We start from the raw sequence: 17,233 nt of genomic DNA on the forward strand, positions 1-17,233 counted from the left end.
ATAAAGCCCACAAGGTACAAGAATTAAGGCAATTAATGGCTCCTAAGGCAAAAAAAGCTCCCAGCAGACCTTTTTACAGTCGCTGGTGGTTCAAATTACTATTTTTATTGGCCCTGATATTTGGGGCGTACCTGCTCTATTTGGACTATACCATTCGCGGAAAATTTGATGGCCGTAAATGGGCCTTGCCTGCCAAGGTGTACGCCAGGCCGCTGGAGCTCTACCTCGGGCAGCAGCTGGATGCGAAATCCCTAGAATTTGAACTGAGGCAGCTTGGCTATCGCGCAACTAAACGCTTGTCTCAAGCTGGGGATATGGTGCGTTTGGGGGATCAGTGGCAAATCTATAGCCGAGGCTTTGTCTTTTGGGATGGTGATGAGCCTGCTCGGAAGATCAAGCTGCGCTTAGAGGATGGCTTTGTGAGTGATTTGCAAAGCGCTAAGGGTAAAGCTTTGGATATTGTTCGCCTAGAGCCTTTAGAAATTGCAGGAATATACCCAAGTCACAATGAAGATCGTGAACTATTGCGCTTGATTGACGTGCCACATTTGCTCGGTGAAGCTTTGATTGTGGTGGAGGATAGAAACTTCGCTCATCACTTTGGGGTATCTCTTAAGGGGATCGCGCGTGCAGCCGTTGCGAATTATCGGGCGGGTAGTGCAGTGCAAGGTGGTAGCACTTTAACCCAGCAGTTAATTAAGAATTTCTATTTAAATCAGGAGCGAAGCCTGCAGCGTAAAGCCCAGGAAGCGCTAATGGCGGTGTTGTTGGAGCTGCGCTATAGCAAGTCTGAAATTCTTGAAACCTATATTAACGAGGTTTACCTAGGGCAAAGTGGCAAGCGTGGCATCCATGGTTTTGCATTGGCTTCGCGGCATTATTTTGGTCAGCCCATTCAAGAGCTAAAGCTGGAGCAATTGGCTCTGCTAGTGGGTATGGTCAAAGGAGCTTCTTATTATAATCCTTGGCGTAACCCCAGGCGGGCTACTGAGCGACGCAATTTGGTTCTGAAGCTAATGTTAGATCAAGAGCTAATTAGCGCTCAGCAATATAAACGGGCGAGCAATGCCTCTTTGGGGGTGATAAAAGCTGGTTCAAGATCCGCTCAGCGCTACCCTGCATTTTTACAGCTGGTAAAGCAGCAGCTCAAAAGAGATTACCAAGAGGAAGATTTGCGTAGCGAAGGTCTGCGGATATTTACCAGCCTCTCACCGTCAATACAGCAGCAAGCTGAGCGCAGCTTAAACCAAAAGGCCGCTTATCTTGAGCGCTACTATGGGATGAAGAAGCAAAGTTTGCAGGGCTCCGTGGTGGTTAGTTCTGTAGGGGGGGCTGAGGTGCTTGCTTTAGTGGGCGGCCGAGAAAGTAAAGTTGCGGGCTTTAACAGGGCGTTGAACGCAAAACGCCCGGTGGGATCCCTGCTAAAGCCGGCGATTTATTTAACGGCTCTTAATCGCAGCGAGCAATTTACTTTGGCTACTCGTGTCAGTGATGCGACGGTAAAAGTAAAGACCCCAGAGAACAGTATCTGGCAGCCGCGTAACTTCGACCGCAAGAGCCATGGCGAGGTTATGCTCTATGAGGCCTTGGCTAAGTCTTATAATCAGGCGGCGGCTCGATTGGGGATGCAATTGGGCTTAGCTGATGTGTTTGCGAATATCGAAAGGCTGGGGATTGACGCTGACTTGCCACCGGTACCGGCAGTGCTTTTAGGGGCGGTAGAGCTGTCGGCGATGGATGTCTCGGCGTTTTATCACACCTTGGCTAATGAAGGTGTTTACTCCCCAATGCGCGCTATTCGTGAGGTCACATCAAGTGCTGGCCAACCGTTAAAGCGCTACCCCTTACAAGTCGAGCAGCGATTCTCATCAGATTCGGTGTATTTAAATCAATTTGCTATGCAGGCCGCTATGAGGATAGGAAGCGGTCGCTCGGCCTACCAAGAGCTGCCTCAGCATCTAGAAGTGGCTGGTAAAACGGGTACCACTAATGATCAGCGCGATAGTTGGTTTGCAGGCTTTAGTGGCTCACATCTCGCTGTAGTTTGGCTTGGTCGCGATGATAATGGCAGCACTCCATTAACCGGCTCTAAGGGTGCCTTGCGAGTATGGTCAGATATCTTCGCCAATATACCCACTCAGTCATTGGTCGCTCAGCCGCCACTGGGGGTGGAGTATCATTGGATTGATGTCGCCAGTGGGAAATTGAGCCAAGCCGAGTGTCCAGGAGCTATTGAGCTGCCTTTTATTGCCGGCAGCCAGCCCCAGGAGCAAATCTATTGTCAGCCACGCCAGCCTAAAAAACGCAGCTGGTGGGAGCGTTTGTTTGGTCGAGGTTAATCTCGACGAGTTATGATTTAGGAGTCTGAAAATGATTAAGGGAATTGCCGCGCTAAGCTTGCCATTGATATTGATGGCCTGTGCAAGCCAATCGCCAGCGCCCCAGCAGGATTTAGCAAACGGGCGGGGACAGGGTGGTGAGCAAGCTAAAGAGCAATCTGTGGCCCGGCAAGCTGGCGCGCAGCCAGGCACAGGGCATGTTGCAGGGCGTTCACAGGAGGCGTCGAGACCAGCCCAGCCACCTCAGCAGCCTGTGCCAATTAGGGCGAGAGAGTCCCGCAGGGGAGCGTTGCCTGGTGCGGCTCAAAGTCTATTGTCATCGGCCGCTAGCTCTTTTAAGGCTGGCGACTATAGTGCTGCTATAGCAAGTGCTGAACGAGGCTTACGGATAGCAAGAACATCGCCTGAGTTGCTTCTAATACTGGCCCGTAGCTATGAACGCCAAGGTGATTTTGCTCAAGCTAGGGTATTTGCTGAGCGAGGGATGCGTTATTTGTCGGTAGGGGAGCGACGGGGTGAATTTGAAGATTTATTGGGGCGCCTTAGCCAATAACCTTATATTAAATACAGACAAACTCGATATTCCCACTAATGCTGCTAAAATGGTCAGGCGAGTCACTGGGTAATAGTGAATAATTAGATAGATATTGTCGCCATTCGTGGTTTGGAGGTGACAATCTTGCTAGAGGCTCGACTAAACTCAAAAGGTAGTACAGTAAACCAAGGATTGGACTGCGCACCTTGCTTGTTTGGCCATGGATGTAAAAGAAGCAAAAATTATGAGCAATTTGAGTAATGACAAGTCCGCAACTTCGGCGATCTCCCCTTTTACTAGCGCCCAGATAAAACAGCTATTAGAACGTTGTCGAGACATCGTTGTAGAGCACGCTGGGCCTCGGCTGGAAGAGTGTCTAGAAAGCCTAGATGAGCAACTATTAGAGTTTGCCACCGACGCCCCGACAGATGCTGAGCAGATGCAGTATTTTGATGTGCAGCGAGATTTTCGTAAGCGTTCAGCATCGCTAGTGCAGCTATTTGGAGAATGTTTGGCAGGATGCTTTATTAAGTTCTCCAATGGCCAGTTGAATACCCAAACTGGCGAAGAGAAATTTTCTCGAGACATGCTGTCCTTGGTTGACAACGAAGATCTCGAAGAAACAATTGCTATTTCGTCAATCAACCATGCGGCAACAGATAACTTTGGCGAAAGCTTGTGGTTGGTCGCTATGCGTTTTGGGCAGTTGCGCGGCGGTAAAGAGTTACCCCCAGAGCAAAACCCTGTTAGCCCCGTACAGTTCTGTGAGTCTTTACGTCAAACGCTGCAGGCAGTGGCTTGTGCCACCAAAATAAAAATTCTTTGCTATCGCACTTTTAGCAAAATTTTCATTCCTGTTCTTGATGATATTTATCAGGAATTGAATCAATACCTTGGCTCTGAAGGTGTATTACCGGAATTAAGTTACGCGACGGCAATGGCTGCTGGCCATGCTGGAGAAGCGGTGGCGCCGGCAGATGAGGTACTTGGCGAGTCTTTTGAAGATGTTTTTGATGAAGCTGTGCCGCAAGAACTTGGTAATGCTCCTGTGGCGGGAAATGCGGCGGGCGCCCCTGCCAATGGTTTGGCTCCTGCGCCAGGGCAGCAGGTTCGTTTGCCGGTCAGCGGCTTTGCTCCGCAAGCGAGTGCAGCAAGCCCGGACCCTTCAATGCCATCGCCTCAATATCAACAGAGCTTGGTAAATGCAATTCGGGTATTACAAAACCATTTGGCGACTGACTCCTATCGCACAAGCACTACGCCGGCTGCTTCATTTGCTCAGGTAGAGTCGCCAAGCAACAACAAGGCCTTGATCGTTGATGAGGGCTATAGCGCCAGTTGGAAAACTGCTGCAGTACCTTCTGAAACAGGCTTTGCACCAGCGAGATCTGGAGCCACTGTCTTTAGCGGGCCGCAATTATTACAAGCGCTACAAAACCTGCAGGTGGGCATTAATTCTGGTGAAGGAAAATTAATCCGTAGTGAGGAGCTTCAAGCCGACTCGGATCAATTACAAATTCAAAGTGTTGCTCAAGTTTCGCAACAGTTAAGCAGTCAGCTCCTAGGTGCTTCGGAAGAAGAGGGGCAGGCCGTTGATGTCGATGATATGCAGATTATTGATCTGGTAGGTATGCTATTTGATTACATGCTGTCCGATGATAACTTGCCTAATTCTGTGAAGGCTCTGTTGAGTTATTTGCACACCCCCTTTTTGAAAATCGCTTTTATTGATCCAGACTTTTTCGAGCAAACCGATCACCCGGCTCGTTTGTTATTGAATAGCTTGGCTGAGGCCGGTACTCGTTGGGTGAGTAACGATGGTACCGCCCAATATGATATCTATCCGCGCATCAAGGCTGTTGTTTCGCGAGTATTAGAAGAGTTTCAAAACGATGTTCGCCTATTTGCTGAATTGCTATTGGAATTCAGCGGTTACACCAAAAAAATTGCCCGCCGACAAGATTTGATTGAGCGTAGGGCAATGGAAAAAGTCCAAGGCGAGGAAAAGTTAAGAGAAGTAAAATTGCAAGTTAACGAGCAAGTTAGCATGCGTATCGAAAACACTGAGCTACCTTCGGCGGTTCTGTTGTTGTTATTGCAGCCTTGGTCCGATTATTTAGTCTTTGTGTTGCTCAGATTTGGCAAAGACTCTGAGGAGTGGCAGTTAGCTCTGACCGTGGTAGATGACGTTATTTGGACTGTGCAGCCCAAAGAGCAAGAGCAAGATAAAGCTCGCCAAATGGAAATGCATGATGGCTTGTACGAAAAGCTATCTAAGGGCTTTGATACTATTGCCTACGACCAAACTAAGGCGAATAAGCTGCTTGATGCATTATTTACTTTGCAGAAGATGGCGCTGCAAAGCCAGCCCTTACAATTTGCACCTGAGCCAATGCGATCTAAACTGGAAACTATGGCTGCGGAAAAAGCCGGTGCGCAACCCGATGACGAAGATGTCAGTGAAGAAGAGTTGCGCATGGTGGACAGCTTGAAAATGATCGAGTTTGGTACTTGGTTCGAGTTCAGCGACGGTAAGCGCTTAAAGGTTGCCTGGTACAACTCAACCACCCTGCACTATATGTTGGTCGATCAGCTGGGTAAGAAAGTAGATTTAAAGACCGGTTTGGAACTGGCTAGAGATATGCTTTCAGGTGAGGCCAAGGTTATCTCAGGGGCAACAAAGCCATTCTTCGAGCGAGCCTTGGAAAACATCTTCCAAAGCCTAAATGCCAAAGCTGAGACTAATTCTCAGCAGGAAACTACGGAGAGTTGATGTGAGTGAGAATCGTCGCAGGTTAGAGCGTCGCCGTGTTGAGATTTCTGTGCTGGCACACAATGGTGTGGACGATGAGCCGCTTGGGAAGCTGGTGAATATTCACGAGGAGGGCCTAATGATAATGAGTGAGGGCCCTTTGCAGACAGAGTCAATTTATCAATTAGAGCTTGTTTTGGACTCAGCTATTGATAGCCAAAATACCATTCCATTGGTTGCCGATTGCTTGTGGCAAAGCCCTGCAAGTAGTGATGGTAGCTATTGGGTGGGCTTTAAGATTGTCGAAGTTTCGAATAAGTCGCTTGAAATTATTAGCCGGCTATCACAATAAAGCGTTTAGCAGAGAAACATAAACCAAAAAGCCGGCATCTGCCGGCTTTTTGGTTTTCTAAACAGCTGTCTTGCAAACTTACAAGGGCTGCTGTTTACAGTCTGTTGAAAACCTTCTCCGCCGCATTTAGGGTGGCATCGATGTCGGCGTCAGTATGAGCGGCAGACATAAAGCCCGCTTCATACGATGCTGGCGCTAAATAAACTCCCTCATCAAGCATGCCATGGAAGAATTTGTTAAAACGCTCACCGTCGCAAGCCATAACCTGTTGGAAGTTTGTAATTGTGTCGGCTTCAGTAAAGAAACCACCCCACATACTGCCTACATGGTTGGTAGTAAACGGAATGCCAGCTGCCGCCGCACGTTCTTGCAAGCCTTTCACTAGGGCTTCGGTTCGTTTAAAAATGGGCTCATAAAAACCTGCGGCTGAAATCAGTTCTAGGGTTTTCATGCCCGCGGCCATCGCTACTGGGTTTCCAGATAGGGTTCCGGCCTGATACACAGGGCCAAGTGGAGCGATATATTCCATGATCTCACGCTTGCCGCCAAAGGCTCCCACAGGCATGCCGCCGCCCATGACTTTGCCTAAAGTCGTCAGGTCAGCCTGCACGCCATAGTGACCTTGTGCGCCGGTATGGCTGACTCGAAAGCCTGTCATCACTTCGTCGATAATTAGCACGCTGCCGTATTTGTCACACTGTGCTCTGAGGCACTCCAAAAACCCAGGGATGGGCGGCACACAGTTCATATTGCCCGCAACGGGCTCGACAATAACGCCAGCAACCTGCTCGCCTATTTCAGCAAAGGCCTGTTCCACACCGGCGATGTCATTGTAACTCAAGGTCACAGTGTGCTCGGCAAGTGCGGCAGGCACGCCTGGAGAGCTGGGTACGCCCATGGTTAATGCGCCGGAGCCCGCTTTGATCAGCAAGGAATCAGAATGACCGTGATAGCAGCCTTCAAATTTAATGATTTTGTCGCGTCCAGTGAAACCACGGGCTAGGCGTATTGCGCTCATGGTAGCTTCGGTACCAGAGTTAACAAAGCGAACCATATCCATGCCTGGCATCAGTGCACATAACTTCTCGGCCAACTGGGTTTCGATTTCGGTAGGTGCGCCAAAACTTAAGCCAAGTTGCAGTTTTTCGATAACTGCCGCAATAACTTCAGGGTGGCTGTGCCCGACAATCATTGGTCCCCAGGACTGCACGTAATCAATGTACTGCTTGCCATCGGCATCAAAAGTGTATGCGCCTAGAGCTTTTTCAAAAAATACGGGTGTGCCGCCAACTGCACGAAAAGCCCTAACGGGAGAGTTTACTCCGCCTGGGATACATTGCTGGGCTTCTTGAAATAACTGTTCTGAACGATTCATAAGTTTCCTGAAATCAATTTAGTGGTTCACCAATGAGGCTTGAGTACGACAAGCAAAACAATGGGGATTAACAGTAATACTGGTGCTTCATTGAACCAGCGAAAAAATACATGATTGTGTTGATCTTCATTTCGCGCCAAAGAGTGCATAAAGCGTTGGCAAACAAAATGATAAATAATTAAAAGTGCAACTAGCGATAACTTACCCCAGAACCACAAACTGGATTGGTAATAAGTCCAGTTATAGCTGGCCGTCCAAAAGCCTAAGATAATGGTCGCGATCATAGAAGGTGTGGCAATGCCGCGATAAAGTTTGCGTTCCATTATCACGAAACGTTCTCGGCTAATTTTGTCCTTGCTCATGGCGTGATAGACAAATAAGCGTGGTAGATAAAACAATGCGGCCATCCAGCAAATTACCGCAATAATATGAAAGGCTTTAAGCCAAAGCATAGTGAATTCCTAGAGGCTATTCTCTTCGTTTAACCGTAGAAGCTGTTTATATCTTCTTGGGTAATAACGCCTATTGTAACGGTTTGCCAACGGCTTTGCTTGGTTACGATCAATGCTTCGACTTCTTGTTCTCGCAGACTAGTTTTTGCCTCAAATAAGTTAGATCTTTGGTCGATAAAACTAGCTTGTAGGCGGCTCGCTGGAATGGCCAGTAAATCAATTTCGGCGTTCGGGTCGTCGACTTCTTCAATGAAGCGAGATAAATCGGCGGCCTTCATGACAAGTGGACTTTTGCTATCTAGTACCAACCAATTGGGTTTTGGTTTTAGCAGCCGTTTGGCTGCCTCTAAATCAATCACGGTGCTACAACTCTGGCAGCGACCACTCATAACGCTGCGCACTCCAGCCCTGCTAAGGACCTGTTGGCTTGGGGAGGTCTCAATCGCCAGGCCTTGAGTTCTTAATTGAGCTAAAAATATACCGTCATGACAAAACCATTGGCGCGTCGCTAGGCAGGCCACAACAATCATTAGCATGGCTGGAAAGATAATGTCGGGTGTTTGCGATAATTCCAGTACCGCAAGCAGGGCGGCTAGTGGGGCGTTCAAGACGGCGGCCATCATGGCAGTGGCGCCTAACAAGGCGTAGAGCTCGGTATTGGTTGAGCCGATAGGAGAGAAGTTGGCCCCAAGTTGTCCAATGACAGCTCCGAGACATGCGCCGATGACCATAACCGGCCCAATTACCCCACCAGTGATGCCAGCGCCGGACGATACGGCGCTGGCAAGTGTCTTGGCCAAAACTAGGGCGATTAACAGTTGTAGCCCTAATTGGCCATTTGCAGAGTCCAGTATTGTGTCATAGCCGTTGCCCATAATCTGCGGCCAAAAAATTGCTAATGTGCCTGTGAGTAGTCCTGCCGCCGTTGTTTTCAAAACAATGGGTAGATTGCTTATTTTTAAGGTCGCCAAATGTAGCCGGATAAACAAGCCTGCCGCCAAAGCGATCGCCAATCCACCAAGTGCAATATAAGGCAGCTCCCATAAGCTGAGAAGCTCGCCTTGAATGCCAGTGAAGCTTAAGGTTTGAACAAAGACGGCCTTGGAGATGGCGGCCCCTGCAACAGAGGCGAGTATCACAGGTATAAAGCCGCTGATGGTGTACTCCATCAAGACAACTTCCATAGCAAAGATAACGCCGGCAATTGGGGTATCAAATGATGCGGCTATGGCAGAGGCCACGCCGCAGCCTACCAGAGTGCGTAGGCTGTTATTAGGCAGTTTTAAAAACTGGCCCAGCTGGCTGGCCATGCCGGCGCCAAGGTGCACGGCCGGGCCTTCTCGTCCTAAGCTCTGACCGGTGATTTGAGCAAGGCAAGCTCCAATAAATTGCACTGCAATATTAACTCCCGGTAGGCGCCCCTGAAAGTGATGCAGCCTTGATAGAACGTGCCCTACCGATAGTTGGCGATTTTCGGGTTTTAAGGCCTGTAGAAATAAGCCAATTATGATGGCGCCAATTAAAGGAAGTGCGAAGCGTACTTCAGCAGGGAGGTCTTCAAATTTCTTGCCAGAGAAAAAGCTTTCACTTGGGAGGTCAATGGCTAGACGAAATAAAACAATTAAGCCTGCCGCAAGTAGGCCGCTGAGTAACCCCAATATTGTCATCAAGGGCAGGGCTTCAATATGGGCAACGCTGTGACGGGTGTGGTCGGCCAATTGGCTGACTTTCCTTCGCATGGCAAGGGAGAGCTTGCTTGTAGATGCTTTGCGTTGGCTCATTTTGTTGTCTAAGCCCTTATTTCATGGGGTCTGAGGGGAAATTTTGTCGCCCCAGTTCTTTTGCTTTGGGGCGCTGGCCTTTATTATAAGAGATTAATTAGATTTTGGCTGTGTTTAGTACTTGCACTTATAACATTGCACTTTGGCAAGTTTGGACTAAATTTGTGGTGAGGCAACAATTGTCGCTATTGGCCACACGCAGCAGATAAGAACAGTAGTCGTAGCAAATAGCAGTTGAGGTAGTAGTGATTAAAGTAGGCATTGTTGGAGCAACAGGTTACACCGGCGCAGAGTTATTACGTCTTTTGGTTAACCACCCTAAGGTTGAGGTAAGCATGATTACCTCGCGTGCAGAGAAGGGGGTGGCGGTATCCAGCCTGTATCCAAGTCTGCGAGGGCGTTGTGATATCGCCTTTTGCGAGCCTGATGTAAAGCTGTTAGCTCAGTGTGATGTGGTGTTCTTTGCAACTCCGCATGGCGTAGCGCAAAGCATGATGGCTCCATTGATTGCCACGGGAACACGAGTCATTGATCTGTCGGCTGATTTCCGTATTAAAGATATTGACTGCTGGGAGCAGTGGTATCAGCAAGTACATGCCTGTCCAGAGTTGGTTGAGCAGGCGGTATATGGTTTGCCTGAGGTAAATCGCGAGCAAATTAAAAGTGCTCAGCTAGTGGCTTGCCCGGGTTGTTATCCAACGGCTACTCAGCTGGCGCTGATCCCGCTATTGGAAAATGGTCTAGTGGATCCGGCGCGTTTGATCGCCAATGCCGCTTCAGGAGTGAGTGGGGCGGGCCGACAGGCTAAAGTCGATAATCTAATGGCCGAAGTAACAGATAGTTATAAAGCATATGCTGTTGCAGGCCATAGACATTTGCCTGAAATAGAGCAGGGGTTAAGAACGGTTCAAGGCGCCGATCAAGCGCCGGCAGAAGTAACTTTCGTACCGCATCTGTTACCAATGATTCGCGGGATTCAGGTTACGGCCTATGCAGAGCTTAAGACACCGGGCGCGGTGGATTTGCAAACCTTGTTTGCAGAGCGCTACGCAGATGAAAGTTTTGTTGATGTAATGCCTGAGGGAAGCTGCCCGCAAACACGCTGGGTAAAAGGGTCTAATCAATGCAAAATAGCGGTGTATCAGCCCCAAGGGAGAAACACTGTAGTTGTGTTGTCTGTTATCGACAATCTTTGTAAAGGAGCCTCAGGGCAGGCGGTTCAAAATATGAACCTAATGCTGGGATTTGAGGAGAAATTAGGGCTGGAGCAGTTGGCCCTGTTGCCTTAGTACCTTGAGTGCTGGGCTGGGGATTCGCCGAAGGGCAAGGATGAGGCCAGGCGATTCAATCTTACCTTGATAAAGAGCAGTACTATTGGAGGTGAATATGGCAGTGGTAAAAGGAAGTTATCAATATCGTTTAAGAGTTGTGCAGGACGAGCCTGGCAAGCGCTTTGCCGGACAGCTTGTTACGACGATATTAGTATTAACGGTCGGCTTGGCGTCTTATTTTTATGGGCGTTACCAGCTGCAATCAACTCAAGCTGACGCAACGGCCGAGGTGGCTCAGTTACGTTCGCAGTTGCATAATAAAAACTCAGAGGCTGATGGCTTGCGCCAAGAAGTGGCAAACTTGTCATTAGGCTCGGAGGTAGATCGTAAAGCGGCTGAAGATGTTCGTGGTGAGGTCATTCAGCTAAAAGCGAAAATTGCAGAGCTTGAGGAAAATGTTAGCTTCTATCGAGGCCTGATGTCCCCAACAGCCAATAAGCGTGGCCTAACAATTGGCTCACTTGATGTGATTGCCACTAGTACCCCAAGGCATTATCAGTATAAACTCGTGGTCCAGCAATTGGCCTCCAATCACAGTCACCTGCGTGGACACCTAAGTTTTAACGTGGTGGGTAGAGAGACTGATGGAGAAGTTCGCAGTTTTGCACTTAAAGATTTGTCTAATGATGTTAGTGGTGATGAAATCCGCCTAGGTTTTCGCTACTTTCAGAACGTGACAGGTGAAATGGTGTTGCCGGAGGGCTTTACCCCCGAGCGTATTGAACTGGTGGCCAAGTCTACCGGTAGGGATGCCGTTGAAGTTGAGAAGAAGTTTGGTTGGCTAGTGCAGCAGAGCTAAAGCCCTTGCCTGCCGCTTCTTACTCCACATAACTAAGAGTAAGAGTCTAATCATGTTTCCAAAAAAGGAAAAACCAATGGCATTTGCGGCAGGTTCAACCACTTTAATTTCCAAGGCTACTGAGATTGTTGGTGACTTACATTTTAAAGGCAATCTGGAAATCGAAGGTCGCGTTAAGGGTAATATCATAGCTGAAGATGGCAGTGATGCGCGTGTAAGGGTTATGGATGGCGGTGAAGTAGAAGGTGAGATTCGAGCGCCTTCCATCGTGGTCAACGGCAAAGTGTCTGGTAACGTAAATTCTAGCAAGCACATCGAACTTGCTGAAAAGGCTATCGTTCAGGGTAATGTTAATTACCATCTTATCGAGATGGTTAAAGGTGCTCAGGTTAACGGTAGCTTAGTGTATTGTGATGGCAAACAAGCGGTTCTGACCGCCGTTGAAGGCGCTAAAGATCGCGCTGCCGAAGTATAAATCTTTGTAAAAGTCTTATTGTTGGCGGCGCTATTCGCGCTGCTGCTGTCGGTTTTTATCTACGTTTCAGTATGCCATTCAATAGTTGACTGTTTTCCTTGGTTAAGTAGATAATAGCGCCGCAAGTACAAAGGTTAAAAATATGTCTGAAGCTCAAATGTTTACCCCGCAAGCCTTAGAAGTTACCCCCAGCGCGATCAATAAGGTTCGTAGCTTGGTGGAAGAAGAGGCTAACCCAGAGTTGAAGTTGCGTGTTTTCGTAACTGGCGGCGGCTGTTCGGGCTTTCAGTATGGCTTTACTTTTGATGAGTTGGCGGCAGAAGACGATTCAGTGGTGTCAGTTGAGGGTGTCGAGGTTGTGGTGGATGCCATGAGTTACCCGTTTTTAATGGGCGCCACTGTCGATTATGAAGAAGGCTTGGCCGGCTCTAAGTTTGTGATCACAAACCCTAATGCTGCAGCGACCTGCGGCTGCGGCTCTTCCTTCTCTATTTAATTCTCTTAATCGATTTGGCTTGTAGGCCTTGAGTTGAGCTAGTTTGACGGGTGTCACTTTGGGTGTGCTTGTTTAGCTGGGCATTAGGCTGGGTATATCGCCCCAAGAATCCTGTTTCCTTTTGCACCCGTTACGCTGGGTAAGTTTCCGCTCTTGTTGTGTTTGCATTGATGGGCGAGCCAGGCGAACGTCACAGCTTCAACCCAGTCGGGATGTACTCCTAGGGAGCTTGTGTCGGCTACAGTAAATTGCTCTAGCAGTTCGTCCAGTCGTTGCATTAATGCGCCATTATGCGCACCTCCGCCGCAAACATAGAGTTCGCCTGCAAGTTGCAGTTGCAATACATGCATGGCAATGCTGCGGGCGGTAAATTCCATTAGGGTAGCCTGAACATCTTCAGGGTTTAAGCTTAAACCGCTTAGTTGTTGCTCGAGCCAAGGCATATTGAAGGCTTCGCGGCCAGTACTCTTCGGTGCGCTTTGCTCCAAAAATGGATGCTTTAACAGTCTGGTTAGTAGGTGGTCGCTTACTGTTCCGCTTAGAGCCCATAGTCCGTCTAGGTCGTAGGGCTTCCCTTTGTGCAACATTATCCAAGCATCCATAAGTGCATTGCCTGGGCCGGTATCAAAGCCGATAACATCTTCTTGCAGCTGGGTAGCGGGGATATAACTGATGTTGGCCATGCCGCCTATATTCACAGCAAAGCGATTGCATGTCGGGTGCTGAAATACGGTTTTGTGAAATGCGGGGGCTAGTGGTGCACCTTGGCCGCCAGCGGCGATATCTCGGCGGCGAAAATCAGCAATGGTACAAATCTGGGTAGCTTCTGCGATGCGGGCTGGATCACCAATTTGTAGGGTATAGCCTGCTTGTGTATCGCTTTTGGGGATGTGCCTAATGGTTTGTCCATGACTGCCTATGGCGGCTATATCTTCTGGCTTTAGCCCTTGCTGCTCAAGTAGCTTAAGACTGGCTTGAGCAAAGCTTTCGGCCAGCTGTATATCAAGCTGGGCGAGCTTGTTGATTTCATCTGGGCCGCTAAGGGCTAGTTCGCTAACTAATTTTTTGGTGTGGCTGGGAAGGGGGGCTTCCAGTGTGCCGAGTAGCTCAATGTGGTTGCCTTCAATACTTTGTTCATCAATGGCAACCAAAGCCACGTCTAGCCCGTCGGCGCTGGTACCTGACATTAGGCCGATATAGAGTTCGCGGCTCATTTGGCTCTCTTTATTAAAGTGTGTTGCTGGTTTCTTTTTCTAGTCCTGCAATTTGACGCGCAGCTTGTAGGTCGCCCATTTGTACCAGCATCGGCTGGGTTAGCTCTTTAAAGCGTGTCGCTTCGGATTTCGGTATTGAGCGTGCTTTGGGTAATTTAACGGTTACGGGGTTGCGTACGCGCCCGTTTACGTAGAATTCATAATGCAGGTGAGGGCCAGTTGCCAGGCCGGTTGAGCCAACGTAGCCAATAATTTGCCCCTGTTTTACACGTTTCCCATTTTTAATATTTTTCCCATAACGGCTCATGTGGGCATAAAGTGTTTTGTAAGCGCCGCCATGTTTTATGATAACAGCCTTGCCGTAGCCGCCTTTGCGGCCGGCATGAACAATTTTTCCATCGCCGGCAGCACGGATGGGGGTGCCGCGTGGTGCCGCATAGTCGGTACCTTTATGGGCGCGAATACGGTTTAAAACAGGGTGTTTGCGGCGCAAATTAAAGTGCGAGCTAATGCGTGCAAAATCAACGGGAGTGCGCAGAAACTCCTTACGCATGCTGTCTCCGTCAGGGGTGTAATAATGGCTGCTGCCGTTTTCATGGGTGTAGCGAACGGCTTTAAAGGTTTTATCTTTATTGGTGAATTCAGCGGCTAAGATCGGGCCGTTGCCAATGTGCTTGCCGTCTAAAAACTCTTCGTTATACATCACCTTGAAGCTATCGCCTTGGCGGATGTCCAATACAAAATCCACATCCCAGCCAAAGATATTGGCCATCTCCATGATTAAGGCATCGCTTAAACCGGCATTTTGTCCGGCGAGGAATAGTGAACTATTAATAGTTCCTTCGTGGTAGCTCGGTTGTAAGTCGGGCTCACGGGTTAAAGTTTGGGCTAGGAAGGTTTCGCTGTCGCGGCGAAAGCTTGCTGTGTTTAGTTGGTCGGTTTGGTAACGTAATTCTTGTAGCTTGCCTTCAGCGATATGGAAGTCGATGGTTTGACCGGGGTGGATGCGGCGTAATTGCTTGGCCTCTTTGCAGCTGCTTACTAGCTCGTGAAGATCGCTGTCATTTAAGCCGGCACGTTTAAATATTAAAGAAAGGTTGTCGCCGCTCCTTACTTTCTCGCTGTGCCAATCAATGGCGGGCTCCGGTAGCGCGAAGGCTTCGCTCTTTGCTTGCTGATCTGTAATGTCGAGGTTAACAGGCTCCGCGGTGAATTCTGTAATTGCAAGTGTGTTTGCCGTCAGTGTCTGATCGCTTAGGGCAACTTGGCCAGCAGGCTGTTGATCGATAAGCTCTGGAGCATCTTGGCTGCTAGCTGTTTGTGGGATGTCTGTTTTGCTGTCGCCCATAAAAGCCATTGCGCCCAGCGCAAAGCCTAGGCCGGCAGCCATAGCAAGATTAAGCAGAGGGAATCCGCGCAAAGTTTTTGGGAAATCTTTCATATTTTCAGCGACTTGTAGTCTTTTCTTATGTTCGCACAGTAAAACTTGGTCTTAAGCTGTGTGTTTATATCAAAAATAACCCTGCGAAGCACCCTAAAACCGTCATTCGGCGGGCATTTACGGCAAGGCTCTTGTTTTTCGAAACCGTTAAGGTAAGGTTGCGCCTCTTTTATAGAGGCCTATGACAAATCTAGGCCTTAGATGTTCAATCAAAATTGCCAATTTAATGTGAAAGGTAGTGATATGTCTCAGGTCGATTCGGGATTGCTAGAAGACTTAAAGGCGCGCGGCTTGCTAGCGCAGATGACAGGCGAAGAAACTTTGCCGGAGTATTTGTCAGCCGAGTCTCGCACCCTTTATTGTGGCTTCGATCCTACCGCCGATAGTTTGCACATTGGTAGCTTGGTACCTCTTTTGACGTTGCGTCGCTTTCAGCAGGCGGGCCATAAGCCAATTGCATTGGTTGGCGGTGCAACGGGTTTGATTGGCGATCCAAGTTTTAAGGCGCAGGAGCGCAAGCTAAATACAGCAGAAACGGTTTCTGGTTGGGTAGAAAAGTTGCGTGCCCAGGTGTCAGCCTTCATTGATTTCAATGAGGCGTCCAATTCGGCGCTTGTGGTGAACAATCTGGATTGGACCCAAGATATGGATGTGCTGACCTTCCTACGCGATGTGGGCAAGCACTTCTCTGTTAATAATATGATTAACAAAGAGTCGGTTAAGCAGCGTATCGATCGTGAGGGTGAGGGCATATCTTTTACTGAGTTTACCTACTCTTTATTACAGTCCTTTGATTTTGCAGAATTATATAAACATCATAATTGCAGTTTGCAGATCGGTGGCTCGGATCAGTTTGGTAATATTATCGGTGGTGTTGAGTTAACTCGTCGTCGCTATGGTGGAAAGGCCTATGGTTTGACGCTGCCTTTGGTGACAAAGGCAGATGGTACAAAGTTTGGTAAAACTGAATCTGGAACCATTTGGCTAGATGCTAACAAAACTTCGCCTTATGCTTTTTACCAGTTCTGGCTGAATACAGCGGATGCGGATGTTTATAAGTTCCTGAAGTACTTTACCTTCTTGTCTGTAGCTGAAATTGATGCTTTAGAAGAAAAAGACAGCGCTGCTCAAGGGCGTCCTGAGGCGCAGGGTGTGCTGGCTAAAGAAGTTACTCGCTTGGTTCATGGTGAAGAAGGCCTGGCTGCAGCTGAAAGAATCACTAAAGCTCTGTTTTCTGGTGACGCTGGAGATTTGTCGGCTGAGGATTACAAGCAATTAGCCCAAGATGGCTTGCCAAGTTACACCATTGAAAAAGGCGACTTGCACGAACCGCTAACCACTTTATTGGTTAAAGCTGGTTTGGCAGGCTCCGGCAAGCAAGTTAAGGATGCGCTACAACGCCGCGCACTCCTGGTTAACGGTGGTGACTTCGGTGTGGACGATAATATGAATGCTGAAGAGATTTTTTCAGCGGCAAGTGCCCGCTTTGAGCAGTACTTCTTGGTTCGCTTGGGTAAGAAGAAATATGCACTGCTTACCTCTGCTTAAATAACGGCCATGATCTAATAAAAAGCCCGCATTAGCGGGCTTTTTTGTGGCCAAAAAACAGCCGCAAAAAGTTTTTGTAAAAAAACTTCAAAAAGGGCTTGCCAAGGTTTCGATGCTGCGTATAATGCGCGCCTCTCCTGACGGAGAAGAGCAGAAAAACAAAGCTGAAGAGGCGGTTTTTCAGGCAAGTGTGGCAAGGTTTAGCGAGTTTCAAAAACAACGTTAAACACTTGAAAAGATTTAAAAAAACACTTGCAAAGCTCAACGGGATGTGTAGAATACGCCTCCCTGATCAAGACGAGGTCTTGGTCGCAACGACAAGCTCCAGCAGCTGTCGGTTGTT

Annotated in this window: 15 protein-coding genes; 10 read left to right on the top strand and 5 right to left on the bottom strand. The window is 48.5% G+C overall.

All coding sequences use genetic code 11. From position 1 onward, the window contains the following. The first annotated feature begins 35 nt into the window (after positions 1-35). The 4 genes from mrcB to Q1A41_RS15975 all read left to right on the top strand — a co-directional run bounded on the left by mrcB (position 36) and on the right by Q1A41_RS15975 (position 5,978). Positions 36-2,339, top strand: a complete 2,304-nt coding sequence (gene mrcB, locus Q1A41_RS15960; RefSeq protein WP_299980993.1) for a penicillin-binding protein 1B — start codon at positions 36-38, stop codon at positions 2,337-2,339. A 31-nt stretch (positions 2,340-2,370) separates the two neighbouring features. Further along, complete coding sequence (locus tag Q1A41_RS15965) at positions 2,371-2,892, top strand: tetratricopeptide repeat protein (RefSeq protein WP_299980994.1); 522 nt, start codon at positions 2,371-2,373, stop codon at positions 2,890-2,892. A gap of 226 nt (positions 2,893-3,118) precedes the next feature. Then, the gene (locus Q1A41_RS15970; protein WP_299980996.1) at positions 3,119-5,647 is read left to right on the top strand and encodes a DUF1631 family protein; all 2,529 of its coding nucleotides are present in this window, start codon (positions 3,119-3,121) and stop codon (positions 5,645-5,647) included. A gap of 1 nt (position 5,648) precedes the next feature. Then, on the top strand, positions 5,649-5,978 hold the full coding sequence (locus Q1A41_RS15975) for a PilZ domain-containing protein (protein WP_299980998.1): 330 nt from the start codon (positions 5,649-5,651) through the stop codon (positions 5,976-5,978). A gap of 94 nt (positions 5,979-6,072) precedes the next feature. Here the strand turns inward: Q1A41_RS15975 and hemL are convergent, their stop codons facing one another. The 3 genes from hemL to Q1A41_RS15990 are packed head-to-tail and all read right to left on the bottom strand — an operon-like array spanning position 6,073 to position 9,586. Next, a complete protein-coding gene (gene hemL / locus Q1A41_RS15980; protein ID WP_299981000.1) occupies positions 6,073-7,353 on the bottom strand; it encodes a glutamate-1-semialdehyde 2,1-aminomutase in 1,281 nt (426 codons plus the stop codon). Positions 7,354-7,379: 26 nt separating this feature from the next. Beyond that, positions 7,380-7,805 carry a protoporphyrinogen oxidase HemJ gene (hemJ, locus tag Q1A41_RS15985; RefSeq protein ID WP_299981002.1) on the bottom strand — a complete coding sequence of 142 codons (426 nt, stop codon included), beginning with the start codon at positions 7,803-7,805 and terminating at the stop codon, positions 7,380-7,382. A gap of 29 nt (positions 7,806-7,834) precedes the next feature. After that, the gene (locus Q1A41_RS15990; RefSeq protein WP_299981004.1) at positions 7,835-9,586 is read right to left on the bottom strand and encodes a chloride channel protein; all 1,752 of its coding nucleotides are present in this window, start codon (positions 9,584-9,586) and stop codon (positions 7,835-7,837) included. Between the two features lie 245 nt (positions 9,587-9,831). Between Q1A41_RS15990 and argC the strand changes: the two genes are divergently transcribed. From argC to erpA, 4 genes are all read left to right on the top strand, one after another. Continuing rightward, complete coding sequence (gene argC / locus Q1A41_RS15995) at positions 9,832-10,875, top strand: N-acetyl-gamma-glutamyl-phosphate reductase (RefSeq protein WP_299981006.1); 1,044 nt, start codon at positions 9,832-9,834, stop codon at positions 10,873-10,875. 97 nt (positions 10,876-10,972) lie between these two features. Next, on the top strand, positions 10,973-11,716 hold the full coding sequence (locus Q1A41_RS16000; protein WP_299981008.1) for a DUF6776 family protein: 744 nt from the start codon (positions 10,973-10,975) through the stop codon (positions 11,714-11,716). 52 nt (positions 11,717-11,768) lie between these two features. Continuing rightward, on the top strand, positions 11,769-12,191 hold the full coding sequence (locus tag Q1A41_RS16005) for a polymer-forming cytoskeletal protein (RefSeq protein ID WP_299981010.1): 423 nt from the start codon (positions 11,769-11,771) through the stop codon (positions 12,189-12,191). 142 nt (positions 12,192-12,333) lie between these two features. Then, positions 12,334-12,687 (top strand): iron-sulfur cluster insertion protein ErpA, encoded by a 354-nt coding sequence (gene erpA / locus Q1A41_RS16010; protein WP_299981012.1) that lies wholly within the window; start codon positions 12,334-12,336, stop codon positions 12,685-12,687. Between the two features lie 83 nt (positions 12,688-12,770). Here erpA and Q1A41_RS16015 read toward each other — a convergent pair whose 3' ends face one another. Together Q1A41_RS16015 and Q1A41_RS16020 are read right to left on the bottom strand one after the other, a co-directional pair. Continuing rightward, positions 12,771-13,901: an anhydro-N-acetylmuramic acid kinase gene (locus Q1A41_RS16015; protein WP_299981014.1), complete on the bottom strand. Its 1,131-nt coding sequence runs from the start codon at positions 13,899-13,901 to the stop codon at positions 12,771-12,773. 13 nt (positions 13,902-13,914) lie between these two features. After that, the gene (locus tag Q1A41_RS16020; RefSeq protein WP_299981016.1) at positions 13,915-15,342 is read right to left on the bottom strand and encodes a peptidoglycan DD-metalloendopeptidase family protein; all 1,428 of its coding nucleotides are present in this window, start codon (positions 15,340-15,342) and stop codon (positions 13,915-13,917) included. Between the two features lie 243 nt (positions 15,343-15,585). Between Q1A41_RS16020 and tyrS the strand changes: the two genes are divergently transcribed. Both tyrS and Q1A41_RS16030 read left to right on the top strand, forming a co-directional pair. Next, on the top strand, positions 15,586-16,890 hold the full coding sequence (tyrS, locus tag Q1A41_RS16025; RefSeq protein WP_299981018.1) for a tyrosine--tRNA ligase: 1,305 nt from the start codon (positions 15,586-15,588) through the stop codon (positions 16,888-16,890). Positions 16,891-16,936: 46 nt separating this feature from the next. Then, complete coding sequence (locus Q1A41_RS16030) at positions 16,937-17,116, top strand: hypothetical protein (RefSeq protein ID WP_299981020.1); 180 nt, start codon at positions 16,937-16,939, stop codon at positions 17,114-17,116. The last annotated feature ends 117 nt before the right edge of the window (positions 17,117-17,233 follow it).

It is taken from the genome of uncultured Pseudoteredinibacter sp. (assembly GCF_947502065.1).
In the GTDB taxonomy this organism is placed as follows: Bacteria; Pseudomonadota; Gammaproteobacteria; order Pseudomonadales; family Cellvibrionaceae; genus Pseudoteredinibacter.

Bases quoted from the DNA above. Each gene is read 5' to 3' on its own strand.
- mrcB (WP_299980993.1), top strand. From the start codon at position 36: ATGGCTCCTAAGGCAAAAAAAGCTCCCAGCAGACCTTTTTACAGTCGC.
- Q1A41_RS15965 (WP_299980994.1), top strand. From the start codon at position 2,371: ATGATTAAGGGAATTGCCGCGCTAAGCTTGCCATTGATATTGATGGCC.
- Q1A41_RS15970 (WP_299980996.1), top strand. From the start codon at position 3,119: ATGAGCAATTTGAGTAATGACAAGTCCGCAACTTCGGCGATCTCCCCT.
- hemL (WP_299981000.1), bottom strand. From the start codon at position 7,353: ATGAATCGTTCAGAACAGTTATTTCAAGAAGCCCAGCAATGTATCCCA.
- hemJ (WP_299981002.1), bottom strand. From the start codon at position 7,805: ATGCTTTGGCTTAAAGCCTTTCATATTATTGCGGTAATTTGCTGGATG.
- Q1A41_RS15990 (WP_299981004.1), bottom strand. From the start codon at position 9,586: ATGAGCCAACGCAAAGCATCTACAAGCAAGCTCTCCCTTGCCATGCGA.
- Q1A41_RS16000 (WP_299981008.1), top strand. From the start codon at position 10,973: ATGGCAGTGGTAAAAGGAAGTTATCAATATCGTTTAAGAGTTGTGCAG.
- Q1A41_RS16005 (WP_299981010.1), top strand. From the start codon at position 11,769: ATGTTTCCAAAAAAGGAAAAACCAATGGCATTTGCGGCAGGTTCAACC.
- erpA (WP_299981012.1), top strand. From the start codon at position 12,334: ATGTCTGAAGCTCAAATGTTTACCCCGCAAGCCTTAGAAGTTACCCCC.
- Q1A41_RS16015 (WP_299981014.1), bottom strand. From the start codon at position 13,901: ATGAGCCGCGAACTCTATATCGGCCTAATGTCAGGTACCAGCGCCGAC.
- Q1A41_RS16020 (WP_299981016.1), bottom strand. From the start codon at position 15,342: ATGAAAGATTTCCCAAAAACTTTGCGCGGATTCCCTCTGCTTAATCTT.
- tyrS (WP_299981018.1), top strand. From the start codon at position 15,586: ATGTCTCAGGTCGATTCGGGATTGCTAGAAGACTTAAAGGCGCGCGGC.